18 protein-coding genes, 1 pseudogene and 1 riboswitch are annotated in these 25,823 nt (G+C 45.9%); all 19 genes and pseudogenes read right to left on the reverse strand.

Features of this window, described 5'->3' with window-relative positions; translation table 11 throughout:
• Position 1 precedes the first annotated feature (1 nt).
• Positions 2-1,003: a xanthine dehydrogenase family protein molybdopterin-binding subunit gene (locus VZF35_RS01740; protein WP_407310386.1), complete on the reverse strand. Its 1,002-nt coding sequence runs from the start codon at positions 1,001-1,003 to the stop codon at positions 2-4.
• Positions 1,000-2,265, reverse strand: coding sequence for a xanthine dehydrogenase family protein molybdopterin-binding subunit (locus VZF35_RS01745; RefSeq protein ID WP_407310387.1), 1,266 nt, complete (start codon positions 2,263-2,265; stop codon positions 1,000-1,002). The genes VZF35_RS01740 and VZF35_RS01745 overlap by 4 nt, the downstream gene beginning before the upstream one ends.
• On the reverse strand, positions 2,262-2,729 hold the full coding sequence (locus tag VZF35_RS01750) for a (2Fe-2S)-binding protein (RefSeq protein ID WP_407314406.1): 468 nt from the start codon (positions 2,727-2,729) through the stop codon (positions 2,262-2,264). The genes VZF35_RS01745 and VZF35_RS01750 overlap by 4 nt, the downstream gene beginning before the upstream one ends.
• An 87-nt stretch (positions 2,730-2,816) precedes the next feature.
• Positions 2,817-3,635, reverse strand: a pseudogene (locus tag VZF35_RS01755) (FAD binding domain-containing protein); the annotation flags it as partial.
• Positions 3,623-3,722: riboswitch (purine riboswitch) on the reverse strand. It overlaps the preceding pseudogene by 13 nt.
• 113 nt (positions 3,723-3,835) lie before the next feature.
• On the reverse strand, positions 3,836-4,684 hold the full coding sequence (gene yqeB / locus VZF35_RS01760) for a selenium-dependent molybdenum cofactor biosynthesis protein YqeB (RefSeq protein ID WP_407310388.1): 849 nt from the start codon (positions 4,682-4,684) through the stop codon (positions 3,836-3,838).
• 19 nt (positions 4,685-4,703) lie between these two features.
• Positions 4,704-5,378, reverse strand: coding sequence for an NTP transferase domain-containing protein (locus VZF35_RS01765; RefSeq protein ID WP_407310389.1), 675 nt, complete (start codon positions 5,376-5,378; stop codon positions 4,704-4,706).
• Entirely contained in the window at positions 5,360-6,223 is an 864-nt protein-coding gene (gene yqeC / locus VZF35_RS01770) for a selenium cofactor biosynthesis protein YqeC (protein ID WP_407310390.1), read from the reverse strand. Before yqeC ends, VZF35_RS01765 begins: the two co-directional genes overlap by 19 nt.
• Positions 6,224-6,293: 70 nt before the next feature.
• On the reverse strand, positions 6,294-8,849 hold the full coding sequence (xdh, locus tag VZF35_RS01775; RefSeq protein WP_407310391.1) for a selenium-dependent xanthine dehydrogenase: 2,556 nt from the start codon (positions 8,847-8,849) through the stop codon (positions 6,294-6,296).
• Positions 8,842-10,245 carry a dihydropyrimidinase gene (hydA, locus tag VZF35_RS01780; protein WP_407310393.1) on the reverse strand — a complete coding sequence of 468 codons (1,404 nt, stop codon included), beginning with the start codon at positions 10,243-10,245 and terminating at the stop codon, positions 8,842-8,844. The genes xdh and hydA overlap by 8 nt, the downstream gene beginning before the upstream one ends.
• A 151-nt stretch (positions 10,246-10,396) precedes the next feature.
• The gene (gene arcC / locus VZF35_RS01785; RefSeq protein ID WP_407310395.1) at positions 10,397-11,347 is read right to left on the reverse strand and encodes a carbamate kinase; all 951 of its coding nucleotides are present in this window, start codon (positions 11,345-11,347) and stop codon (positions 10,397-10,399) included.
• 2 nt (positions 11,348-11,349) lie between these two features.
• Positions 11,350-12,354: an ornithine carbamoyltransferase gene (locus VZF35_RS01790; RefSeq protein ID WP_407310397.1), complete on the reverse strand. Its 1,005-nt coding sequence runs from the start codon at positions 12,352-12,354 to the stop codon at positions 11,350-11,352.
• 86 nt (positions 12,355-12,440) lie between these two features.
• The gene (locus VZF35_RS01795) at positions 12,441-13,685 is read right to left on the reverse strand and encodes a YgeY family selenium metabolism-linked hydrolase (RefSeq protein ID WP_407310399.1); all 1,245 of its coding nucleotides are present in this window, start codon (positions 13,683-13,685) and stop codon (positions 12,441-12,443) included.
• Between the two features lie 324 nt (positions 13,686-14,009).
• Positions 14,010-15,773 carry a sigma 54-interacting transcriptional regulator gene (locus VZF35_RS01800; protein ID WP_407310401.1) on the reverse strand — a complete coding sequence of 588 codons (1,764 nt, stop codon included), beginning with the start codon at positions 15,771-15,773 and terminating at the stop codon, positions 14,010-14,012.
• 191 nt (positions 15,774-15,964) lie between these two features.
• A complete protein-coding gene (dpaL, locus tag VZF35_RS01805) occupies positions 15,965-17,188 on the reverse strand; it encodes a diaminopropionate ammonia-lyase (protein WP_407310403.1) in 1,224 nt (407 codons plus the stop codon).
• 302 nt (positions 17,189-17,490) lie between these two features.
• Positions 17,491-20,178, reverse strand: a complete 2,688-nt coding sequence (locus VZF35_RS01810; RefSeq protein WP_407310404.1) for a PAS domain S-box protein — start codon at positions 20,176-20,178, stop codon at positions 17,491-17,493.
• A gap of 226 nt (positions 20,179-20,404) precedes the next feature.
• Positions 20,405-21,886, reverse strand: coding sequence for a pyridoxal-phosphate dependent enzyme (locus VZF35_RS01815; RefSeq protein WP_407310406.1), 1,482 nt, complete (start codon positions 21,884-21,886; stop codon positions 20,405-20,407).
• 32 nt (positions 21,887-21,918) lie between these two features.
• Entirely contained in the window at positions 21,919-23,148 is a 1,230-nt protein-coding gene (gene thrC, locus VZF35_RS01820; RefSeq protein ID WP_407310408.1) for a threonine synthase, read from the reverse strand.
• Between the two features lie 10 nt (positions 23,149-23,158).
• The gene (gene ssnA, locus VZF35_RS01825; RefSeq protein ID WP_407310410.1) at positions 23,159-24,487 is read right to left on the reverse strand and encodes a putative aminohydrolase SsnA; all 1,329 of its coding nucleotides are present in this window, start codon (positions 24,485-24,487) and stop codon (positions 23,159-23,161) included.
• A gap of 108 nt (positions 24,488-24,595) precedes the next feature.
• Positions 24,596-25,804, reverse strand: coding sequence for an NAD-dependent dihydropyrimidine dehydrogenase subunit PreA (gene preA / locus VZF35_RS01830; protein WP_407310412.1), 1,209 nt, complete (start codon positions 25,802-25,804; stop codon positions 24,596-24,598).
• Between the last annotated feature and the right edge of the window lie 19 nt (positions 25,805-25,823).

A 25,823-nucleotide genomic window follows, 5' to 3' on the forward strand; every position in this document is an offset into this window, starting at 1 on the left:
TTTACCCTAAGACCTCCTTTTTCTCCGCCAGCGCCTGCAGTATTTTCTCCGGTGTCGCCGGTAACGAGGTAATTCTTACTCCCACAGCGTCATCAATGGCATTGATTACGGCAGCAACCGTTGGAAGCATGGCAGGTTCACCTAGGCCCTTGGCGCCATAAGGACCGCTGTCCTCCGCCTCTTCGATAAAGTATGCTTCTATTTTAGGCACATCAAGTGCCGTGGGAATCAAATAGCTTGAAAAAGCCGGATTCTTAATGGTTCCCTCTTTTAGCTCAAGTTCCTCAAGCAAGGCATAGCCAACACCTTGGGCAACCCCGCCCGCTATTTGCCCTTCTACTTGCGTTGGATTCAAAGCTTTTCCAACATCGTGAACTGCCACGACTCTGAGAACACTTACTCTGCCTGTCTCTGTGTCTACTTCCACCTCAGCGACCTGACAGCCAAAGGCATACGGCCAATAAGGAGCCCCCTGCCCGGTTTCTAAATCCACGGGAGTTGAATGAGCTGTAAAATTTTCCGCACTAATAAAACGTTCCCCGTTTAAGCGGGCTTTAAAAACCATGTCTCCAAGGGGCATAGAACGGGATGTATCCCCTTTAACACCGATAGACCCTTGCTTAAGTTCAATTCCTTCGGGCGTAGGACATGCGAATTCGCGGGCTGCATAAGCCAATAAACGAACTTTCGCTTGACGAACTGCTTTTAAAACAGCATTTCCAGTATTGTACGTCTGCCGAGTCGCCGCTGTCGTCCCGGAATCGGGCGTCACATCTGTGTCAGCCGTATTGATACAAATATCCTCAGGCTGAAGCCCGAGCTCTTCCGCTGCAATTTGGGCATAGATCGAACTGCTGCCTTGCCCCACATCCACGGCTCCGGTAAGAACCGTGGCAGAACCATCATCATGAATCTCTACAAAAGCACTCGAAACATCTGGGAAACCATTCCCATACCCAGTTCCATACCAAGCACACCCTAAGCCAATACCCCGCTTTTTCATAGGATTCCCTCCTTGCCCTGAAAATATGGGGCAACCTTAGCCAAACATTGATCTAGAGGTATACTGCTCGTCAGTACTTGCCCGGTCGCCGTGGTGCTTCCTACTTTAAGGTGGTTGCGCAGGCGAATTTCTAAGGGAGATAGCCCCAGCTCCTTAGCCAGCAAATCCATTTGGCTCTCATAAGCTAATACGGTCTGAGCCGCTCCAAAACCGCGCATCGCTCCGGTAAACGGATTATTCGTAAATACCGCATAACTGTCGATAGAGACATTGGGAATTTCATAGGGTCCTGTAGCATGAACTGCCGATTTGCGCAGGACATTGACGCTCCAGGAAGCATAGGCCCCGGCATCCCCAATGATTCTCGCTTCCATGGCTACTAATTTGCCGTTTCTGTCAGCTCCAGTCTTATAAAACATCCTCATAGGATGACGTTTACTGTGGGAATAGAAGGACTCTTCCCGATTATTTTCCATTTTAACCGGCCGCTGCGTCTTCAAGGCTAGCAGAGCAGCCATAATCTGCAAGGAGATATCCTCACGTCCGCCAAAGGCTCCGCCTACTGCCAAGGTTTTGACTTGAACTTGACTATAACGGAAACCTAGAGCATGAGCGATTTCGCCCCGATCGTAATGAGCATATTGCGTCGCCGTTTGAACCACCATATGCCCACGCTCGTCCAAATGCGCCAGGACTGCTTCCGGCTGTAAAAACGCATGATCAATGTGCTGTGTACTGTAGGTACGCTCCACAATCACCTCTGCCTCAGCCCAACCTTGCTCCATTGATCCGCGGCGAATCGGCAAGTGATAGAGGACATTCGTAGGACAAAGTTCCGGATGCAGAGGGGAAACTTCAGATTTCATAGCCTCCTCCGGATCAAAAACAGCAGGCAAGACCTCGTAGTCTACCGTTACAAGTTCTGCGGCAGCGCGGGCAATTTCCAGCGTTTCTGCTCCAACTACCGCAACGGGGTCCCCAACCATACGGACATAGTCTGCTAAGACAGGCTGGTCACGAAAAAGCACACCATGGGAATTATGAGGCACATCTTTGGCTGTCAGAACCGTAACAACTCCTGCGAGCTCTATAGCCTTCGTGTCGTCAATTTTCCGAATGCGGGCATGGGGATAGGGGCTGCGCACAACCACTCCATAAAGTTGATTGGGAGCATTGACATCGGCTGGAAACTTAGCTTGCCCGAACACTTTTCCCCAGGCATCTTCCCGAACTACCCGAGATCCAACAACTTCCGTCTTCATCCTTCTTCCCCCTCGGCGGCCAGCTTAACAGCGCGCAGAATCTTATCATAACCTGTACAGCGACAGAGATTTCCTGACATAGCAACCCCTATTTCAGCTTCACTGGGATGCGGATTCTTATCCAGCAAATTCTTGGCAGCTAGGACCATTCCCGGCGTACAAAAACCACATTGCACTGCTCCAACTTCCACAAAGGCTTTTTGAACAGGATGTGGAGCTCGGCGATTGCCAACTCCTTCAATGGTCGTAATCACGCTCCCATGGGCTTGGGGAGCCAGAACAAGACAGGAGTTAACAGTTTTCCCATCTAAAATCACGGTACAGGCACCGCATTCTCCCTCGCCGCACCCTTCCTTCGTGCCCATCAACCCTAAATGATTGCGCAAGACATCAAGCAAACGTTCCCGTGGATCAACCTCTAAGGCATAATGCTTGTCGTTAACCACCAATTCGATGTTTATCATCTGTCTAACCCTCCTTAGGCTGCAATGATGCAACAGCCTGACGAAAACTCCGGCTACCGCCACTCGTTTGTAGGGAGCTGATGCCCGTGCCCCTAAAGCTTCCCGAACAACACGCTGCACTTCAACGATTCCCTTTTCCAGCCAATCTTCATTAAATTCCCTGTTTTTCAATTCCAGTGCTAAGGAATCGCTAAGAAAGGCCCGCTTGCCCACAGCACCCAAAGCGACTCGCACATTCCCGACCTGCGGCCCCACTTGTTCAATCGCCACCGCGACACTTAAGCGAGCAATAGCTAAGGCCTCCCGTCGCCCCAGTTTAGCAAATCCACTGTGCCAACCTTTTTGGGGAATTCGAAACCCTCGAATCAAAGTCCCCGTGGAAAAGAGAGGAGTTTGCTGCAATAAATCAACAAGAGGAACTATCGTAACGCCTTGCCTGGAGATCAATTCCACATCAGCGCCCAAGGCTAAAAGCGGCGGTAGCCCATCTGCAGCCGGTGAGCAATTCCCTAAATTTCCTCCGAGAGTCGCTTGGTTACGGATCTGAGGTGATCCCATAGTTTGACAGGCTAGCCAGAGAGCTGTCGCCTTTTGAGCGAGAAGCTGGCATTGTCCCATTTCGGCAAAGGTTGCCATACTGCCGATCTCAATGTACCCATTTGCTTCTCTGATCTCCCGAAGTTCTGGAATCTTCCCCAGATCGATCAGTACGCCAGGTTGGATCTTTCCTCTCTGCATTTGCAGCACAAGGTCCGTTCCCCCGGCCAAAAACATTCCTTCTGACAATTCTGCCGTTTCAATTGCCTCGCTCACGCTTTGTGGCTGATAATATTTCACGGAATGCACCCCCTCTGATAAAACTCCATGCAAAAGGCAACCAGTTCTTGATTCTCCATAAGCCAACATCGGCTCATAGAGAAGCAATTACGGTTGCCTCGTAGACACCCCTGATCCAATCATCAAGGATATATGAGTTTGATCATCACTATTCATTGTTTTCTAACTATACATTATATTCGCTATATCTTGCCAAACTCCTACCTGAAATTCGAGAATATCAGTATATCTTTATTGCCATTTTTTTACGTTTCTGTAGATTTAACCAATTATCTTGTTTTAAGGCTTATCGGACTCAGAAGGCCACTTTCCATGATGCCGAGCAGAACTGCGGCTCCAATAGCTCGAGCTTTTTCCGATATCGTGGAGCAATACTCCTTCTTCCCGCGCGGATCAATATCTCCAAGTTTAACTGAAGCTCCAACCAACGTATCATTCAGCAATAATCCCCGAAGAACACCGTGAAGTGTAGCCAGGACCTGTGTGCCCCCCATTCCATCATCGATAACACCCACACACTCTCCCGCTTCAACCTGTTCCCCAATGCTGCGTACCGCCCGAAAGACGCCTGCCTTCGGAGAATAGATCACCCGCTCCTTAGCAAACCCGGCAATTGTCCCCGGAATCCCCGTATTGGGTTCCGCCGGTCCAGCATAGATTAAGCGGCCCAGATGGTGCCCTCGATTTGTTTCCACGACAAGATCGACATCCTCCCCCGCTGTAAAACCAGGTCCCAAACCAATGGTTCTCAAAGCCATGTCTCGTCGTGTGCCTGTATTTCGTTTGGCTAAAATGGCATCCACTAAAAAGGTCGGCTTAAGCTCTGTCAGGTACTCTAAATCCGGGTCTATGAGAACCGGGATAACTCCCTCATTCCAGGCAGTTTCGCATTCGTCTGGCTTTTCCACCCGCCGCGACGACATCCCTTCTACTTGCCACGTTCCTTGGACAACGGCCGTACCAAAACAGACCGGCCAACGAACCATCAAGGGCTTAGCCACCTCAGTCATCACGACTTGAAATCCTGCTTTAGCTAAAGTCCACCCTACTCCCGAAGCCTGTTCTCCGGCTCCGCGGACCAAAACAAGCGGTCCGTTCATGTCAAATTTCTTGTCCATATTCGTGACTCTCCTTGCCTCAATCCACTGATTCAACTTGACCAGCGTGTCTTTCTTTAGCCTGTTCCATCCATAATTGATACTCTTCTGGGGTATCAACATCCTGCAGGAAAGTTTCCTCGACACTATGTTTTGTCCATCGTCCAGGATAGCGGTATAAGACGTTCCTGCCTCCTTGTTCCCCGTGCAGCTCACACAGCTCCGGAACATACCTTCGATGAAAAAACACCGGTGAACCAACTAAGTCTCCGGAAACCGGTACTAAAAAATCCGGAACCAACCTCAGAACTTGAGTGAAACAACTTGCTAATCCTTGGGCGGTAACCCCCACCTGATCACCAGGCAGAAAACCGACGGTCTGAATCTCTTCCTTTAAATTGCTTAGTCCTAAACGAAGGGTTTCCGCAAGAGGTATCGCGCTGGGTACTTGAAGCCAAACCCCACCTGATTCTTGAAACCTAATTAAGGTTTCCTTGGTCAGATATTCCTCTATTGGACGCCGGGCAACCACAAAAATCTCAACGAACTTCGAAAACTCACTTAAGTCCTGAAATAATCTTCCTTGAAGTTCAAGCCCCTCTATGACTGCTTGAAGCACATTGCCAAGCACGGTCGTCTGCCCGCAGGGTAAAGCCAGTTTATCTCGACCCATCCGAGTTGCCTGTCCGGCAGCCATCACCACAAATCGAACCACGTTAACGTTCCCTCCTTGGCATCTCCGGCAGCCAGCCGCAAACTTCTTGGCTTGTGTTCCACGTTTATGCCCTGCTCATTTAGTTCCAGCCATCTGCGCTTAAGGGCTGCCACCAAATCCGCTGCATCATAATATTCAGGCGGATTTGGTTCTTCCAGCTCTTCCAGATGAAGGCTGGGTTTCCAAGCCTTTAGACCGGGGATATTCAGAAAAATGACCCAAGATAATTGCCGATATTGCGGCCAAAATACGGGAGACTTTAGAAGATAACGCCAGACACTTTCCTCCGTCCAGGGGAGATCCAGTAAATCCGCACAGTGCTCAGACCGGTGGACATGATCGGCCTCTAAAACATGTCCCCAGAGCTTGCCAGCCATGACCAACACTCCACACACCGAACAATCCGGAATTTGAGGTTCATGCTCCGCCCAACACTTTAATAGGCGTTCCCGTGCCCCATCTCCCTCAATGACCCAATAACGTGGAAACACTCCTGCCCCACTATTAGAAAGCTGCAGATCACCTAGGATTGCTTTATCGACAGCCGCTGAGGAAGGCCCCAACCATTTTCCGCTTTTTGCTTCCACCTCAGAATACCAAAAATAAGCGTTTTTTTGCTCTGAGGGGGGCGGCTGAGAAGGATGATGCCAGGCCTGCATTAGCCCTTCCGGATAAACTTTGGTTGTCGTCGTAGCCGTCACAGGATAACCAGCTTCACGGATTAGCTGAGTCAGCACCCGAAGGCAAGTGGTTTTCCCACCTGCCCCGATCAAGGTGATAACCCGGGCCCGGTTTGTCATTTCCCATAGATTTCCGCCCGACCATTTCTGAGGCCCTTCATTCATAAGCGTAACGCACTTCTCCCATAGCTTGATATACTAATACTTCTTTGATCTTCGCTAATCGAAATCCTGCTTATTTTTTATACGGAGTTTCACGCAAAGGAAGTGAACTGCGCAACTTGCCATCAAACCTACGATAGGCCAAGGCAACGGCAGGTGCTGTGGGAATTGACGAGATTTCTCCAATCCCTTTGGCGCCATAAGCTAAAGGAGAGGAATTCTTTTCTATGATGATCGATTCGATTTCTGGAACATCTGTGGATCTTAATAAGCCTAATGTGCCAAACTTCGCGGTAGGTATGCCTTTTTGGAGCGGGAAATCTTCTCGCAAAGCGTAGCCTAACCCCATGACAACTCCACCCTCGATTTGTCCTTCAACGGCCTTAGGATTGATAGCCCGACCCACATCATGAGCCGCAACAACCTTTTCTACAAGGCCCTGCTCATTGAGGATCACCACTTGTGTCGCATAACTATAGGCGACATGGCTGACCGGATTAGGTTTATCCGAATTAATAGGATCTGTTTTGCCTAGATATTCTCCATAAAACTCCATGCCTTCTAGCTCCTCCAGCGAGGATTTGTATAAAGCCTGCTGGAGTTTTAATGCTGCTTGGCGCACTGCCTCACCAGTAAAGAGAGTTTGACGCGAAGCCGTGGTTGTTCCTGAATCCGGAGTTAAGAAGGTATCCGGGGCACCAAAATCGATGCACTCTAACGGTAACCCTGTGGCCTCATTGACAATCTGAGTCGCTATTGTTGCCAGGCCCTGACCAATGCAGGCAGCACTTGTAAGCACTAATACTTTGCCGTTGACAATTTGCAGTTTAACTCGCCCGGTATCCGGCAATCCAACACCTATACCCGTATTTTTCATAACACTGGCAATACCGGCATAAGGATGGGACTCGTAGACCTCACGAACCGCGAGCAACGTTTCCTTGATCGCTGTTCCTTCATCTGTGATCTGACCCGTAGGATTTACCATCCCTGGTTCCAAGGCGTTGCGGTAACGAATCTCCCAGGGGGAAATTCCGACTTTCTCAGCCAGAAGGTCGAGATTGGTTTCTGAGGCAAAAGCTGCCTGTGGGACACCAAATCCTCGGAACGCACCGGCTGGCGGATTATTCGTATAGACACAAAGTCCGGTAATATCAACATTTAAGATTTGGTAAGGACCTCCGACATGGGTGCAAGCCCGCTGAAGAACGGCTGTACCTAAGGAAGCATAAGCTCCGGTGTCCGCAACGATCTTGGCCACCATAGCCGTTAATTTTCCGTCAGCATCGCAGCCGGTAGTAACTTCCAATTCCATGGCATGCCTTTTGGGATGAACGAGCAAGCTTTCCTTGCGAGAGAGCGTAAGTTTCACAGGCTTCTGCGTTTTTACCGCCAGCAAAGCAGCATGATGCTGGACACTCAAATCCTCTTTCCCGCCAAAACCGCCGCCTACCAGTTTGCTGATAATCCGAACCTTTTCCGCCGGTAGTCCGAGAATCCCCATGATGCCATGTTGGTCATCATAAACACTTTGATCCCCAACATAAACTGTAATTCCCCCGTCTTCCTGAGGAATCGCCAGGGCGCTTTCCGGTTCCATAAAGGCATGTTCCGTCGGAGGCGTGGAATACTGCTGTGTGACCACATGAGCAGATTTAGCCAAAGCCTCTTCAACATTCCCCCGCTGGATTTTCGTCGTGCTCAAGAGATTTCCTTTAGCGTGGATTTCAGGAGCTTGGTCCGCTAAAGCCTCCGGCGGGTTCAGAACAGGTTCGAGCTCTTCATACTCCACTTGGATTAAAGCTAAAGCTTCGCGGGCCTGCTTCTTGGTCTTGGCTGCCACTAAAACAATGGCATCCCCGATGTAACGAGTTTCTTGGCCAATGGCAATCAGCGTCGGCCAATCATGAAAAATATGCCCATGCTCATTAATCCCGGGAATATCCTCTGCCGTTAAGACGGCTTCTACACCAGGATAAACGCGAGCTGCCGAAGTATCAATTCCTTTAATTAAAGCACGGGGATACTTAGTACGCAATACTGCGGCATGCAGCATCTGATCTACGAACATGTCATCCACGTATTGCCCGGTGCCAAGGACCTTTTCCCGAGCATCCAGACGCTGAATGCTTGTCCCGACTCCAGCCCCTGCAAGTGCCGTCGAATTCGGCTGCAGCTCACCGCGCAATACCTTAGCAGCAAGCATGATCCCTTGCTCAATTTTGACATATCCTGTGCAGCGGCAAATATTTCCTCGAATCGCGTCTTTGATTTCCTTAGACGTTGGGATAGGGGACTTATCGATTAAAGCTTTAGCACTAATGATCATTCCCGGAATGCAAAAACCGCATTGCACAGCACCCGCTTCCGCGAAAGCCCACGCATAGGCCTCTTTTTCTCGTTCTGTCAGCCCATCGACGGTTAATACTTTTTTGCCGGAGACTTTGGCCAATGTTTGCGTACAGGCCCGCAGTTTCTTGTCGTCCACAAGAACAGTACAGGCACCGCAAACCCCTTCTCCACAGCCGTTTTTCAGGGATGTAACGTGCAAAACATCCCGCAAATAGTCCATAAGATTCATGTCCTCTTGGACGGAATACTCTGTTCCATTCACATCGATCTTAAACATTCTCGTCACCCTTTCTCCTCAGAAATGGTTTTCGGAACAAATAGCTTCCCGTCGGTATTTCTTGAGTTAGCTTGCCGTCTTGGCATACCTGTTTCCCACGCAAAAATATCCGTACCGCTTGTCCCTGCTGTTTAAAACCCTCAAAAGGGGTATAGTCGACTTGTTGATGCAACGTTTCAGCAGTGACCACGGAGGAGATGCGTGGATCCCAGACCACAAGGTCTGCATCGCTGCCAGGCGCGATTGTCCCTTTACGAGGGAATAAGCCAAATAATTTTGCCGCATTCGTCGAAGTTAAAGCGACAAACTCGTTAAGACTTAATTTACCAGTCTGAACACCATAGGTAAACAATAACCCCATACGAGTCTCCACGCCGGGTGCACCATTGGGAATCTTACTGAAGTCTTCAAGTCCTAAGTCTTTTTGGCCTTTATAATTAAACGCACAATGGTCGGTGGCTATCGTCTCTAAAATCCCCGTCTTTAAACCGGACCAAAGGGCGCTTTGATTCTGAATTGGGCGTAACGGCGGGGATATGACATACTTCGCACCATTAAATCCTTCTGAGCAGTAATAGCTATCATCCAACAATAGATATTGCGGACAGGTTTCCGCGTAAACTTCATATCCTCGGAGTTTAGCTCGAGTTACTTCCTGAAGGGCTCCACTGCAAGTAAGATGAACAATATAAACAGGCGCTCCAGCCATTTGGGCGAGAGTAATGACACGCGCGGTTGCTTCAGCCTCTATCTCAGGCGGGCGAGTCAAGGGATGATATTTAGGAGCAGTATTACCTTCCCGACGAGCTTTTTGTACTAAATCGTAGACAACATCTCCATTTTCACAATGCACACAAACCAGTGCCTCACAGTCCCCGGCCTGGCGCAGCGCCTGCAGAAGTTCACTATCGTCCACTTGTAGAACATTCTTATAAGCCATATAAAGTTTAAAAGAAGGAACACCTTCTTGGTGAACCAAGGTTGTCATTTCTTGGGCGATCAAATCGTTCCAATCTGTAATAGCCATATGAAAGCCATAATCGGCGTAACATTTTCCCTGAGCTTTCTTGTGCCAGTTTTCCAAACCTGTTTTGAGACTTTCCCCTTTAAACTGAGTGGCATAATCTAAAATGGTCGTTGTTCCTCCCAGCAAGGCGGCTTTAGTACCCGAATGAAAATCATCCGAAGTCGTGATATCTCCTGCCGGAAGGTCAAAGTGGGTATGGGGATCGATTCCCCCTGGAAATAAAAAGCAGCCATCCACATTTATTACCTGATCATCAGGTTGCTTGATCTCGTGACCAAGGGCCACAATTCTCTCGCCTTCAATACGGACGTCTGCTTGATACACGTCGGCGGCCGTTACAATCGTCCCGCCACTTAACACTATACCCATATCTAATTTCTCCTTAAGGCTTATTTAGATATTCCTGGCTCGATCTTCGAACCTTAGCCTTAGATTTGAGGGGGTTTGAGGCAGAGTGCTTTCTCAGAAAGCACTCTGCGTTATTCTAGTTCAATGGTTTTCAAGTTGTTACAAACAAGATTTAGGGATAAACATGGGTTCCGGTCTTACCGGCAATGGCGTCTTCCAACGATTCAGGATTGGTGATAATCGCTTCTTTTCCGCCATTTTCCAGGAATTTGATCACTGCCTGAACCTTTGGCAGCATACTCCCTGGGGCAAAATGATTCTCAGCCGTATATTGTTTCAATTCAGCTAAGGACACTTTATCTAAAGCCTTCTCCTCAGGTTTACCATAGTTGAGATAAACCGTCGGGACTCCGGTCGAAATTATTAACAGATCCGCTTTAATGTCTGATGCCAAGAGGCTTGAAGCGAAATCTTTATCAATCACAGCATCAACACCCTGCAAGGAATTATCCTCTCGTTTCATGACAGGGATTCCGCCGCCGCCAACACTTATGACGCAATAGCCGGCACGGGCTAGTTGATTGATGACATCTTTTTCCACGATTTCTTGAGGTAGAGGCGAAGCAACTACTCGACGATATCCTCTGCCAGCATCTTCAACCATGACCCAAGATGGGTTCGCTTTTTGGATAAGCTCTGTCTGTTCTTTGGAATAAAAGGAACCAATCGGCTTCGCTGGTTTTTGGAAAGCAGGGTCGTCTGCGGATACCACAACTTGAGTCACAATGGTCACCGCCGATTTTTTCAGGCCTCTTCTCTTAAATTCATTATCCATGGCCTGTTGAATTTGATAACCAATAGCTCCTTGCGTGTCCGCTCCACAACTTACCAGGGGTACCTGATGCATCGCGGCAACATCCATAGCTATCTCAGATCTTCTAAGGATAAACCCAACTTGAGGGCCATTGCCATGAGTAATGATCACCTCATACCCTTGTTCGATCATGCCTACAATATGCTTAGCTGTTTCACAGACTGCTTGATATTGGTCCTCAACGGATTCATGTGCTTTATCTCGAATCAGAGAATTTCCGCCAATGGCTACTACAGCTAACGTACTCACAATTATTTTCCACCCATTAATAATGTCATAACAGCCTTTGCTGTATGCAAACGATTTTCGGCGGCATCATAAGCGATAGAATGCGGCCCATCAATAACAGCATCTTCAACTTCATTGTTACGGTCGGCAGGCAGAGCATGCATATACATAACATCTTTGCTGGCAGTCGCCATTTTAGCTTCCGTGCACTTCCAGCTCTTATTGGCAATCAAAGCATCATCGATAACTTTACTGGCACCGGTTTCTGTGGCTCCTGTTTGGTCTGTGACCCAGTTCCCCCAGCTCTTAGGAATAACGATATCGGCATCTTTATACGCTGCAGCCTCATCATGAGTAATTGTCAGTGTACCGCCATGCTTCTCAGCATTTGCTCTGGCTTGTTCAATGACCCAATCAGGAAGTTCCCAGCCTTTTGGATAAGCCAACCATACATCCATACCATAACGAGGGAAAAGAAGAACTTGAGTAACAGGAACAGAAATTGGTTTCTTATGGCTTTCAGCATACGCCCAGATAATTGAAATCTTTTTACGTCTTAAATCCTGATGTTTCTCTTTAATCGTCATTAAATCTGCCAAGCCTTGGAATGGATGATAAAGGTCACACTGCAAGTTCATGATGGGCACTGAAGACCATTTAGCCATCTCATTTAAGTAGGCATTTCCTCTGCCCCAGTTGCAATAACGGCAGGCAATCATGTGTCCAAAGCGAGAAAGAATAATTGCAGTATCTTTGGCAGTTTCTCCATGGGCAACTTGCATTGTGCTGGAATCCAAGAAATTCGCATGACCGCCTAATTGAGCGATACCAGCTTCCATTGAGTTTCTGGTTCTGGTGGATTGCTCAAAGAACATTAGGAAACCAGTTTTGTTGGTAAGATAAGGAGTGTCTTCTCCCATGGCGAATTTTCTCTTAAGGTCCAAGGAAACGTCAAGCATTGTGTCAAGTTCTTCTTTAGTAAAATCCTCTAGGTTAAGAAAATGTCTTCCTCTGAATACTGTTTGCATTATCGTTCCTCCTAATTAAATTAGTATTAAGTTAGTTTATTTAAGGCAGCCTCGCTGCGTGGCGAACAGGTTATGAAGCCAGGAGATTATTTCACCAGATTTTCTGTTGCACTAGGCATCAAATCGACATATTTTTTAATATACAAGCTTGGAATAACAGCGTACATAGCTGCGCAATCTACCAGTTCCTTTTTCCAGGTGCGCTCGTTTGGTGCATGGGCTTGATCCTCGTGACCTGGTCCGAACCCAATACAAGGAATGCCATAACGTCCCATAATGGAAACACCGTTTGTGGAGAATGTCCACTTGTCAACCACTGGGTCTTTACCGAATAACCCCTTATAAGCATCTTCCAAGGTCGTGCTGACTGGATGCCCTGCTTCAATCAGCCAGGTTGGGAAATAGGATTCTGTAGGATATACGAGATTTGTATATGAAGGTCTTTCATAGGTATACATGGAAACTTCTGCATTAGCAGCTTTCACGGAAGGGAGATTCCTAATTTGTTGGAGTGCATATTCCCAAGACTCTCCGGCGGTTAAGCGTCGGTCCACGGAAATCCAGCAGCTGTCGGCCACTGCACAACGTGAAGGGGAGGTATAGAAGATTTCGGAAACAGTCAAGCTGCCCTTCCCTAAGAAAGGATGATCCATCAGGTTTTCGTGCAAACTACGCAGCTCGGTGAGAATTGGTGCCATTTTATAAATAGCATTGTCTCCGCGTTCCGGGGCTGAGCCATGGCAGCTAACACCCTTTGTCATAACTTTGATTTCCATCCGTCCACGGTGTCCGCGATAAATCTTGCCATCCGTCGGTTCTGTTATAACCACGAATTCTGGAACAACTTTATCTTCTTTAATGATATACTGCCAGCAAAGTCCGTCACAATCTTCTTCCTGAACAGAACCTACGACAACCAGCGTGTACTCATCTTCTAAACCAAGATCTTTGATAATCTTACCGGCATAAACCATGGAAGCCATTCCGCCGGTTTGGTCTGATCCGCCACGGCCGATAATGATTTCTTCATCTTCGTATCCTTGATAAGGATCGTATTTCCAAAGTCCCGGATCCCCTACGCCTACGGTATCGATATGCGCATCCATAGCAATCAGATGTTTGCCATGACCGATATACCCAAGGATGTTTCCCATCGGGTCAATATCTACTTTGTCAAACCCTACTTTTAGCATTTCTTCTTTGATTCGCAGTACCACATTCTTTTCATCACAGCTCTCGCTAGGAATGGCGATAAGGTCCCGTAAGAAACGACTCATTTCAGGCTCATACTTTTTAGCCAACTCCAGAACTTTTGCAAAATTGGTATCCAAAATAAATTCCCCTTTCGCTACTCTTGGATTGTAAATGATAGCCTATCATACTTAGTATGATCGCTCTCCTTTAGATTAATGCAAGACTCATGCCAATTCTCATTTTTCAACCATTAATTAATATTGCCCATTTTTTTATTGTTTTCAGAAACAGCCGTTAGAACATTTCTCGCAAAATCTCAAGTTGAGACTCCAGTTTGAGATGAGATAAACCCTCGAATTCTCTCGAACGGTGTCTAATACTGGGTTCTCGGCCTCAAATCTCATTTTGAGACGATAATCCAGTTTTGAAACATTAAATCGTTGCTTATTAAGCCGATAGATTTAAATAAACGTCTTATTTTCAGCAATTTGGTATTCTTTGATCTTACGATAGAGAGTAGCTCTACTAATCCCCAGCAAATTGGCGGCATCCTCTTTGTGCCCTTCAGAATCTGCCACTGTCAAAGCCTTCATAATCGCTTCTCGTTCAAGTTGCTTTAGGTTTAAAGAAGTATTTTTAGGCCCAGGTCTAAAGTCTTCTTTTATACGTTGAGGCAAGTTTTCTGGTGTAATCGTATCTCCCACGACCATGGTTACACAGTATTCAATCACATTACCTAACTCTCGGACATTGCCCGGCCATGGATAATGCGCTAATTTGGCAATAGCCTCCGGAGTTATCCCTCGAACCACTTTTTCCGTAACCGTTGAATAATGGTCTAAATAGAATTGAATTAAGACCGGTATATCCTCTTGCCGCTCGCGCAGCGGAGGAATCGTCAGAGGAATAACATTTAAACGGTAATAAAGGTCCTCTCGAAATTCTCCCGTCTTAACCATCTCGTCCAAATCCCGGTGTGTCGCGGCGATCACTCGGACGTCCAAAGGAATAGAGCGCGTACTTCCAATCCGCTCGACTCTTCGTTCCTGTAAAACCCGCAAAATTTTAACTTGTAAGTGCAGGGGCATGTCTCCAATTTCGTCTAAAAAGATCGTACCATTATGAGCCAGTTCAAATTTCCCCATTTTGCCGCCCCGTCGAGCACCTGTAAACGATCCTTCTTCATACCCGAATAATTCACTTTCCAGCAAGTTTTCCGGAATTGCGCCGCAATTGATGGCAATGAAGGCATGCCCTTTTCGATTGCTGCTCTGATGAATAGCTCGAGCCAAAAGCTCTTTTCCTGTACCGCTTTCTCCCTGAATAAGCAAGGTAGCCTTACTTGGGGCAACATGTAAAGCCATTGCTTTCAGCTCACTCATCTTAGCAGAATTACCGATAATCTGGGAAAAATGAGTTTCGATTTCACTCACAGTTGCCTCTTTAACCAATTTCTTGATTTGTTGAATATCTTTAATCGTAATGACTGCACCTTCAATGGCCTCATTGTTTTTAATGGGAACAACATCACAATAAAGCTGTGTAGCAACGCGCTTCCCTCGAATTGGGCCGGAAAACAGTTCCCCGCGCTCAACGGCCAACCATAATTTCTTATCATCCAAGAGCTGATATAGTCCTACTTCCTGATCTCCTTCAATATCCAGTAATTTACCCGCATGGGTGTTATAATGAGTGACTTTCTGCTGATCGTTAATTAATAAAATCCCGTCATGTAAGAGATTCAGAACCGTAAGCAACTGGCTGGTCAACAGTTCCCGCTCACGGTTTTGTTGACTTTCAACCACTTTGCCGACAAGAAGTTCCGACATCTTTTCCAGGAAACGCAAAAGCGATTGTTTATTATCCATTAAGCGTTTTGTCTGCTCTTCGTCGAAGCTTACCAAGCCGATAACCCCAATAATTTGATCTTCTGCCCGAATTGGAATGGCCACTTCGGCAAACTCCAAACAATTCCCACGGCAAGTACACGGCTGACAAAGCTCATTGTAACCAGGGTTATCAATAATCACGGAGTCCCCAGTCTTCATGACATGACGGTAAACAAAACCTTCATTCATCGGACTTCCACAGCGAATCTTATATTTTCCCGTTCCAGCAACTCGAATAAGATCTGAATCTGCAATTTCGACTTCAATTTTAAGGGCCTCAGCAATGGCGTCGGCAGTTTGTTGTACTGTTGTTTTTATGTCACTTAGGTGATACATCCTAACACCTCTATAATTGTTAAACTAACACTAATTATATTATATACAACTCTTTGTCTCATTTCGAGACTTCCGTCTCAATAAGCACAAATAAACAAGTACAATCTTTTAATTCAAGAAGGGAAGCACCCTTTTCTGGAATCGTGCTTCCCTAACCTTAAAGTACCAAATCTTGATGCCATAGTTCTATCTTAGCGACCTGTCGACGGCAGTTCACCGTCCCAAACAATACTACGATATTTATAGGGATCGGTATTTCCTTCCGTATTGAAGACGAGAATTTGAGATTGGTGGTTTAAATTAAGCTGTTCCCGTGCCTCTTTAAAGGCCTTGTCATTCAAAAATGAACTCAAGAGTCCTGCCGTTACTGCACCGGATTCACCGGAAATAACTCTTGGATCACCCAGCAGCGGATTGGCCAAGACTCGCATTCCCCTTGCTGCAACCCAATCCGGGGAAGAAACAAACATATGACTATAGTCTCTCAAGATATTCCAGCCGATAAGATTCGGTTCACCGCAGGCCAATCCAGCCATAATCGTCGACATATCACCACCGACTACCCTCGGTCGGCCATCCCCGGCAAGAGCTGATTTATATAAGCAATCCGCCTTGTTTGCTTCCACGACCACAGTTTTGGGCCGATCCTCTTGAAACAAGGAGGCGAAATACCCCTGCACTGAGCCTGCTAAAGCTCCTACTCCGGCTTGGACGAATATATGGGTGGGTTTCTCTACCCCTAAATGATTCAGTTCCTCTAAAGCCTCGGCCGACATGGTTCCATATCCCTGCATAATCCAGCTTGGGATCTCTTCATAACCTTCCCATGACGTATCTTGAACAACCACCCAGCCATTTTTTTCAGCTTCCACCGCCGTCATGCGCACTGCATCATCGTAATTTAAATCTGTGATAGACGCTTCCGCGCCTTCTTCTCTAATCTTATCCAAACGGAACTGAGACGATCCCTTCGGCATATAGACCACGGATTTCTGTTTTAATTGACGAGCAGTCCAGGCTATTCCCCGACCATGATTTCCATCGGTCGTGGTTGCGAAGGTAATATCTCCTAATTCTCTTTTGACTTCAGGCGAGGTCAGAACATCGTAGGGAAGTTCGCTGATATCTTTATGAAGTCGCTGAGCCAGATATCTCCCAATAGCATATGAGCCGCCTAAAGCTTTAAAAGCATTTAAGCCAAAACGATAAGACTCATCTTTAACATAAATCCCAGCAACGCCATAATTATGGGCTAGTTTTTGAAGTGAACGCAGAGGAGTTGGCTCATAATCAGGAAATGTTGCGTGAAATCTTCGAGCTTTATCAATTTCAGCCTTGCTGAACAGTTCGGTCGATGTACCTTTTCCATAGATTTTTAACATCTGGTTACTTATCCACTTAATTTCATCACTCATTGTAATCGCTCCTATTCAAAGATAGTTTGTTGCTAAAGCATTTTTCCAATACATATCGAAAACAATTTCTTGTTTTACCTGTTAAACCACTTATCTCCCCCTAAACGAAATGATTGCTCTCAACGTTCAGCGAGTATTTTAATGCAATTATCATGCCAATTACTCTTCACGTTAATGAAAACCGAGCTGATAACAACAATCTTTTATATATTTCCAAAATTTAACAATTAAAAATTCATTTAAAGGTCAAAAAAATCAGTACCCGATAAAAATCGAAGTACTGATTTTTCTAAATTGAGTTGTTAAGCGATCCTTTCATTCTGGTCATTGACCTGATTACAAATCGGAAATATGACGTTAAAGATTGTCCCCTGCGAAGAAGAATCAATCATAATTCTGGCATTATGGGATTCCGCTATTCTGTAGCAGGTTGCCAGGCCTAAGCCGGTCCCATTTTCTTTCGTGGTAAAGAAAGGGGTACCTACCATTTTAAGATCTTCCTTAGAAATTCCACACCCTTCATCTTCTATAGACAACATGACCGTTTCATCCTGCGAAGAAACTTTAATAGTAAGGCAACCTCTTTCCCCCATGGCTTCAAAGCCATTACGGGATAAATTCAGTACGAGCTGGGAAAGTTCGTTTTCATTGAGCTGAAGATTGGGAATCTCACCGGGGATGAACTTAATTTGCTTATTTTGATTGAAAGCGTCCGCTTCCAAGAGAGGGTATAATTTTTCAATAATTCCATTGAGGTTCTGATATTTTAATTCTGTTTGTTTAGTTCTGGCTAGAGATAGAAATTCTGTAATAATGGAGTTCGCTCGATCTAATTCAGAGATCATTAAATCATAGGTCGGTTTCTGAACGGCGTTTTCAGTTTTTGTTCCCAATAATTGAAGATACCCGCGCACAGTTGTCATGGGATTCCGAATTTCATGTCCAATTCCTGCAGCCAATTGTCCGACAAGGTTGAGGCGGTCAAGTCGGGCGATTTCAAATTCAGCTATTTTACGAACGGAAATATCTCTAAAATAACAGATTAGCCCATTTTCCGTTGGATATATATTAATGTCTAACCACTTATTATTTAATTTTTCGGAGATAATCTCAAAAGACAAGGGGCGTTGTTTACTTATCACCTGCTCGAATTTCTGTAGTACGGTTGAGCTGATTTTGAAAACTTCCGTCATTTTCTTACCCAACAATTCTTTACCTGATTTTCCGAGGGTGCTTTCAAACGCTCTATTAATATAGGTTAAGATATAGTCACGATCAACAGCAAAGAAACAATCGGTCATACTTTCAAGAATTGAGGCCATTTCACGTTGGGATTTAATAAGTTGTTCACGAGTGAGCTTAGTCTTGGTAATATCTCGAGAATAGACAGAAATGCCAAATTTAAAGGGAAAGGCTGTCACCTGATACCATGTCCCATCTACCAGGAGGCTGGGATACTCGAAAGTCATCGGAATATGCAGCTCTTTAACCATTTGGTAATTTATGTAGAGTAGAGTTTCGCGAGATCCCGGCAATATCTCCCATAAAACAGTGCCAAGAAGCTCTTTTCTGGTTTTCTGCAATAACTCTTCACCCTTTTTGTTGACATAGGTAAACCGCCATTCACGGTCCAAGACATAAAAACTATCGGGCATGTTGCTGATGAGATCGGCGATAAGCTGATTGCTCTGGTACAGTTCTGCATCCAATTTTAAATTTTTGGTAAGCTGTTCTATTCTCTCCGTCTGCATCCGTTTCATTTCCGTCACATCATTATAAGCAAATAAATAACATTCTTGATCATCGACTTGGATCTCCTCCGCAGATAGTATTACAAAACCTCGGGAATTATATTTCGTAACGATTGAACATTCGTAATTACTCACGAACCCTTTGGCTGACATAATCTTCATAACCTCTTTGAACTCGTGCTCCGGCACACCGATTTCTATAGGAGTTTTACCGATGACATCCTCCAGTTCAAAGCCTCGTTTCTCCAAGAAACGACGGTTCACATGAATGTAACGATCGTCAGATTTTCTAATAATACTCATCATGTGGGGACCCAATTCAAAGGTTTTAGAACATCTCTCTTTGGCAATTCGCAGTTTATCATGGTCTTTGATTAGTTCGGTTATGTCCTTGATGACCCCCACGCAGGCCCATTCTCCACTCGGCATCTGAAAGCTCGATAAATCCGCAACGAAATGTCGATCATCTTGAGTCTTAATCTCATGGCGGTGCTGTCCAGCAGTCTTAGTTAAGTCCGGGCAGTTCTCCAACAGTGGCAATAAACTGTTTAGATACTCCGAAGATTCAGGATGATTCTTTAAGGCTTTGCTGAGCACAATGGGTCCATTCTGATTAAAGATCATTAAATTGATGGGGCTAAAGTTAAGAATAGTATGGAGGATGGAGGCTTTACTGAAATATTCGTAGGCCCAATAATAAAAGTTGAAAATAATTGTCGTTGCAAGGGGGGTTATGATCAGATAGGGAATCGTAACAACCCTCAGAACGTCATAAGATCTACTCTTCCCTAGGGGTATAAAAGCAATGATCCCGATGAGAACAAAGGTCATAATAATTCCGATCAAGTACCAGAACAAGATCCTGCGTCCATTTTGGACACTCTTGAACCATCGTTTTAAAATTAGCCCGAAACAAGCAAAAACGACGAGGGTGATGACTCCACCCATCATACCCCTTCCACCCATACTATAACGATACAGACCACTTATTAAAACCGCTATTCCTGCAGCCACCGGCCCCCCGATAAAACCAGCCATAGTCATGGTTATATGCCGAAAATCATAGAAGCGGCCGGCAATAACCATACTATTACCGCTAATCACAAATATTGTGATCAAGCCGAACAGAATACCTAGTCTGCAACTAGAATAATTTTTATTGAGTGATAAATCGACTAAAATCACAACTCCACAAAAAAATAAAACCATAATAACATTATTGAAATATCCAAAGCACAAAATATATCCCTCCTTTTCGCTTTAATGTCATCTCCTTCCATTGTACTTACTTTCTCAAAAAAAATTTGTCGGTTTATAGAGTGACTAATGAATTTAGACTGATTAATTTAAAAATTCTATGCGATTTTAAAACTCTAAAATAAAAAGACAGTGGTTCCTAATCAAAAACCACTGTCTGTAGACATCTTTTTATTTGCTAAGCCATAATCTTGAATCGTTCATTAATCTATTCAATCAGGCCTGTTCTTTGATTAAACTGTTCAATCAGTTTATCGAGCTCCGGACCCATTTGATGGAGTTTACCCCAATAATTATCATAATCATACCATTGTGCATTCAATTCATCCAAATCATACATTTGTTGTTCAATCCAAGTGTAATACTTAAGATTGTGGATGCGTTTTTTGCTTTGGTAGGTTAATTCCTCCATACTATCCGTTCTAACACCCAGAACATTTCTATTATGGTCTATGGCTGCATGAATCAGGCTATAGGCTTGCCCTCTTTCGGCTTCCATTTCCTGCAAACGGGATTGATACATTTCTGCAGAGTCGGTTAGGACTGTCATGACAATATCATCTTCAGTCAGCTCATAGTATTTGGCGAATTTAATGGCTGACAAAATATTGGCTGCGCCAGAAATTCCGACCCAGGAAAGTTTGGCGATGACGTCATCAGCAACACCTTGCTCACGCAAATAAGTTTGTCCGGCAGCTTCGTTGAAAAGTCTGAACAAACCCAAACTATCGTTATCGTCGATAGCGATCACCATATCCGTGTTCTTGACATTATGAATCCAGGGGATATGTTTATCTCCAATGCCTTCGATTCTATGGTCTCCAAAGCCATTATTCAATAACGTTGGGCATTGCAATGCTTCCCCAACGGCCAGCTTTGCCTTGGGATACTGATCTTTTAAGTAATCTCCGCAGCCTAAAGTGCCCGCGGAACCCGATGTCAAACATACTCCGGCAAGTCGGCCTTTCGCACCGGCTTCGGCTTTAATAATTTCCTGCATAGCATTGCCCGTGACTTCGTAGTGCCATAAGTGATTGCCCAATTCTCCAAACTGATTGAAGATCACAACGTTTTCACGGGTTCTTTTTAGTTCCCAAGTTTTATCATAAATTTCCTTAACGTTGCTCTCGCAGCCCGGTGTGGCGATGATTTCCCCGGCAACAGTTTTCAGCCATTCAAAACGCTCTTTACTCATATTCTCCGGTAATATGGCGATGGATTTACAGCCCAGCAAGGCTGAGTTATAAGCTCCCCCACGGCAGTAGTTCCCAGTTGAAGGCCACACAGCTTCATGGTATTTCGGGTCGAATTGACCACTAACTAAACGGGGAACTAAGCACGCAAAGCTCGCTCCCACCTTATGAGCTCCTGTGGGGAAATACTTTCCTGCCATAGCGATAATTCTAGCTTTAACCCCAGAAATTTCCGACGGAATTTCAAGATAGTTGGGCAGCGCGTTAAACAGTCCGCCTTCTTTTACGGGTTCGTTTTTCCAGGAAATACGGAAAAGGTTAATAGGGTCAACATCCCACAAACCAGTCTTTTTCAATTTTTCTTTGACTTTGGCAGGAACTTTGCCAGGGTCTTTCATTTGAGCCAAGGTTGGAATAACGATGTTTCTTTCTTTGACACTCTGAACTGTTTTTTGGAGTTGTTCTTCGTTAATTGTTAAATCAATTAAGTTTCTCATTAATCTTCCTCCCTTATCATGTAAAGATTAGATTACAACTTTCTCATCAACTCGTCCAGCGAAGGCTCCACTTTAATCGGCTCGCCCACTGCGGCAATGGCGTTCTTAACATCTTTTAAGCCATTTCCAGTAACAATAGCCACTACTTTTTCGTCGACACCAATGACTCCTTTTTTAACCAAGGCCTTAAGCCCCGCCATTCCAGTTACTCCAGCCGGTTCCCCAAAGATCCCGCTGGTTCTTCCCAGCTCTCTCATAGCTTCCAAGATCTCCTCATCGGGCACTGCAATCATCGTTCCGCCGGATTCTCGTACTGCTCGCAAGGCTTTATCAGGATTGCGCGGTACACCAACGGCGATGCTGTCCGCTAAGGTATTTTCCTCTGCCGGACGCCATGGACGGTTCTCTAAGAAGGCATCGACCAGGGGACAACATCCTGTCGACTGAACCCCGACGATCTTAGGCAGGCGTTCAATCCACCCCGCTTGATACAAATCCTTAAAACCTTTCCAAACTCCGGCAATCGTACAGCCATCGCCAACGGAAAGTACAACCCAATCAGGGACCTCCCAATGAAACTGCTCGGCGATTTCCAAAGCTACGGTTTTCTTGCCCTCAACAAGGTAGGGATTAATCGCCGCATTGCGGTTATACCAGCCAAATCGCTCGATTGCTTCGGCGGAAAGCCTGAAGGTATCCTCGTAAGAACCATGAACGCTGATGACTTTTGCTCCGAAAATCAGCAATTGAGCAACTTTTCCTTGGGGAGCGCGACTTGGCACAAAAATGACACTTTTCAGGCCCATCGCTGCTGCACTTCCTGCCAGGGATGAAGCTGCATTCCCCGTGGAGGAGCACGCCACCGTTGGCGCCTTTTCCTCCACCGCTTTAACAACGGCTATAATCGAAGCCCGATCTTTTAAGGAAGCCGTCGGGTTTTGCCCATCATCCTTAATGTACAAGTTGCTCATTCCCAAATGTTTGCCCAGACCCGGAGGTTTATAGAGAGGACTCCAGCCCACCCTCAGATGCGGACGCGGAGTCTCCGGACGAATCGGAAGAAATGGCAGATACCGAAAGATCGAGTAGTCTTTCGATTGAGATAATTTTTCACGTGAGGTCAGGCGATTAATCACTGAGTAATCATAGTCAACGTCCATGATCCCGGCTTTAGAGCCACAGGATGGGCAGGTATACACTCCGGGTTCGGCGGCCAGCTCCTTACCACACTGAATACAGCGTAAGCCCAATACATTTTCCATGTCAGTCACCTCAAATTCTATTCCATATTGCCTGCGCTAATTCCCGAGATCGAGCACAGATTGCTTCCTCATCAATATCGACAAGCCTTCTGTCAAGCATGCGCACCTTCCCGTTGACGACCGTCGTTTCAACCTGATGTCCAGACACACCGAATAAAAGATGTCCGCTCCAATTGCTTGCATCCATCGGAGTTGGAGGAACATAGTCAACAACGATAACATCCGCCCAAGCTTCTTTTGTTAGTTCCCCAAAGGTACCGCCAAACAAATCTGAGGCAATTTGGGGGTTATTAGCATAAAGCATTTGCGGGACTTCAGCCCAAGCCACACTTGGATTAGCCGCGGCATGTTTTTGCAGGACATTTTCCACCTTTGCGCTCTCAAACATATCGCAGGTATAGCCATCCGTTCCCAGTCCAACTCTAACTCCTTTTTCCAATAGTTTGAGGACCGGCGTTACTCCAACCGCATTTCCCATATTCGACTCAGGGTTATGAACTACTTGAGTGTTCGAGGTTTTCAGCAGTTCAATCTCCCGATCATTAACATGCACACAATGGGCCGCGATTGTTTTCGGTCCAAGTACTCCATATTTTTCAAAACGTTCAACAACCCTCAGGCCGTGATTCGTCAAGCAGTCTTCAACGTCCTCAATTCCTTCGGCAACGTGAACGTGAAATCCTGCCCCGAGCCTTTTGGCGGCGTCACTACATTGAGCCAAGGTTTTGTCCGATAAGGTCAAAGAAGCATGCAGCCCAAATAACCCAGCAGTCATTGCGTCGGGTTTAGCCTGACACGCCTCAATAAATTCAGCATTTTCCTTAATTCCCTCTTGAGCGATTTTCTCACCATCACGATCCGAGACTTCATAGCAGAAAGCGGCTCGTACTCCAATTTCTTGGGCAGCTTTAGCCAGAGTGGACAGACTGCCGATCACCGCATTAGGGCTGGCGTGGTGGTCAACAATTGTCGTGGTACCCGTCTTAATGCACTCAATCAGCGGAGTGAGGGCGCTGTAATAGACGTCTTCCATTGACAGCAATTTATCAAGTTTCCACCAGAGACCTTCTAAAATATCTCGGAAATTAAGCGGTGGTTTGCTTTTGGAATCCATACCGCGTGCAAACGTACTATAGAGGTGCATGTGAGTATTGATCATTCCAGGCATAATGAGCTTTCCATGAGCATCGATAAAACGCGCCTCTGGATAACGAGCCTGCAATTCCTGAGTTGTGCCGATTTCTAAAATTTTGGTGTCCTGTATAAGGACCCCACCCATAGGAATAACCTGGTTGCTTTTCCCTAAAGTCAAAACTGTCCCATTACCGATAAGAAGCATTCGTTAACTCATCCTCCCTTTATAAGTACCTTTTTGGTATAAATCAAGACTATAAATTTATGGTTTGCATTTCTATGATCTAGTATATTGTCAAAATCCTGACTTAGTTTAACCAGTTAATGCAGCGCGTTCTCTTATCAACCTAGAAAGAGAAATAGCCTGCAGCGGGCACATCGCTTGACAAAGCCCACAGCCTATACATTGACTCACTGTGACCTGAGGAAATCCATCAATCCAGCGAATAGCGTCATGCCCGCCTGTTTGACAAGCAGTGTAACAGGCCCCACAACCATCACAAAATTCAGACTGTATTTGCGAAACGACTTGAATTCCCCGCGGAAGCTGGGAATGGCCCACAAGATAAGGCAGGGAACGGCCAATAACGTCTTTCAAAGTTTGAAAACCCTTTTCTTCCATCCACCCTTGTAACCCTGTCATTAATTCACGAATAATTCCGACACCAAAACGTAATACCGCAGTACAAAGCTGCAGCGAGCTCGCACCCAAAAGAAGAAATTCTGCACCATCCTGCCACGTGGTAATACCACCGCTCGCCGCAATGTCAAGATTTAACGTTTGGGCAATTTCTGCTGTGCAACGCAAAGCAATGGGTTTTAAAGCTGGTCCAGAAAGACCTCCATACGTTGAAAGCCCTGCTACATTGGGATAGGGAATCAGGGTATCCAGATTTACACCTGTAATGCTTTTCAGCGTATTTAAAGCACACACACCCTCCGCTCCACTGCGCTCAGCAGCCGTAGCCGTGGCTATGATATCGGAATCCTGCGCTGATAATTTTATTACAACAGGAACCTGACCTGCTGCTTCCTTAACCCAGCGAGTAATCTCCTCAGTTCCACTCGGTTCTTGAATCGTTGAACATAAACCCCATTCGGCGCCATGGGGAAAAGAAATACTGCATTCAATCAAATCCGCGCCCGCCTCGACCATTCGTCTTGCTAGCATTTGCCAATCATTCTTGTTCGTGGCGATAATACTGGGAATTACAGCTTTACTCGGAAAACGATTTTTTAGAAAACGAACATGTTGTTCGATCTGCTCGACAGAATGCTCGGATACTAAGTCAATATTTTGGATGCCCATAAACCCCATAACGTGTTCAACCCGCATCACTAAAGGAAAAACTCGGCTAACGATACTGGAATCCACGGTAACCGTCTTAAGTACGGCCCCAGCCCATCCAGCTTCAAAAGCCTTGATTAATAGATCGAGTTGATCCGTGCTGGGGGAAGGGGCCAAAATAAAGGGATTCTCTAATTGAAGTCCACAAAAATCCACCGCTAAATCGACCGACATATTAAAATCCCCTCTAAGC

The organism is Desulfosporosinus paludis (genome assembly GCF_045689965.1).
Taxonomy (GTDB): Bacteria; Bacillota; Desulfitobacteriia; order Desulfitobacteriales; family Desulfitobacteriaceae; genus Desulfosporosinus; species Desulfosporosinus paludis.

Bases quoted from the DNA above. Each gene is read 5' to 3' on its own strand.
- VZF35_RS01740 (WP_407310386.1), bottom strand. From the start codon at position 1,003: ATGAAAAAGCGGGGTATTGGCTTAGGGTGTGCTTGGTATGGAACTGGG.
- VZF35_RS01745 (WP_407310387.1), bottom strand. From the start codon at position 2,265: ATGAAGACGGAAGTTGTTGGATCTCGGGTAGTTCGGGAAGATGCCTGG.
- VZF35_RS01750 (WP_407314406.1), bottom strand. From the start codon at position 2,729: ATGATAAACATCGAATTGGTGGTTAACGACAAGCATTATGCCTTAGAG.
- yqeB (WP_407310388.1), bottom strand. From the start codon at position 4,684: ATGGACAAGAAATTTGACATGAACGGACCGCTTGTTTTGGTCCGCGGA.
- yqeC (WP_407310390.1), bottom strand. From the start codon at position 6,223: ATGAATGAAGGGCCTCAGAAATGGTCGGGCGGAAATCTATGGGAAATG.
- xdh (WP_407310391.1), bottom strand. From the start codon at position 8,849: ATGTTTAAGATCGATGTGAATGGAACAGAGTATTCCGTCCAAGAGGAC.
- hydA (WP_407310393.1), bottom strand. From the start codon at position 10,245: ATGGGTATAGTGTTAAGTGGCGGGACGATTGTAACGGCCGCCGACGTG.
- VZF35_RS01790 (WP_407310397.1), bottom strand. From the start codon at position 12,354: ATGCAAACAGTATTCAGAGGAAGACATTTTCTTAACCTAGAGGATTTT.
- VZF35_RS01800 (WP_407310401.1), bottom strand. From the start codon at position 15,773: ATGTATCACCTAAGTGACATAAAAACAACAGTACAACAAACTGCCGAC.
- dpaL (WP_407310403.1), bottom strand. From the start codon at position 17,188: ATGAGTGATGAAATTAAGTGGATAAGTAACCAGATGTTAAAAATCTAT.
- VZF35_RS01815 (WP_407310406.1), bottom strand. From the start codon at position 21,886: ATGAGAAACTTAATTGATTTAACAATTAACGAAGAACAACTCCAAAAA.
- thrC (WP_407310408.1), bottom strand. From the start codon at position 23,148: ATGGAAAATGTATTGGGCTTACGCTGTATTCAGTGTGGTAAGGAGCTG.
- ssnA (WP_407310410.1), bottom strand. From the start codon at position 24,487: ATGCTTCTTATCGGTAATGGGACAGTTTTGACTTTAGGGAAAAGCAAC.
- preA (WP_407310412.1), bottom strand. From the start codon at position 25,804: ATGTCGGTCGATTTAGCGGTGGATTTTTGTGGACTTCAATTAGAGAAT.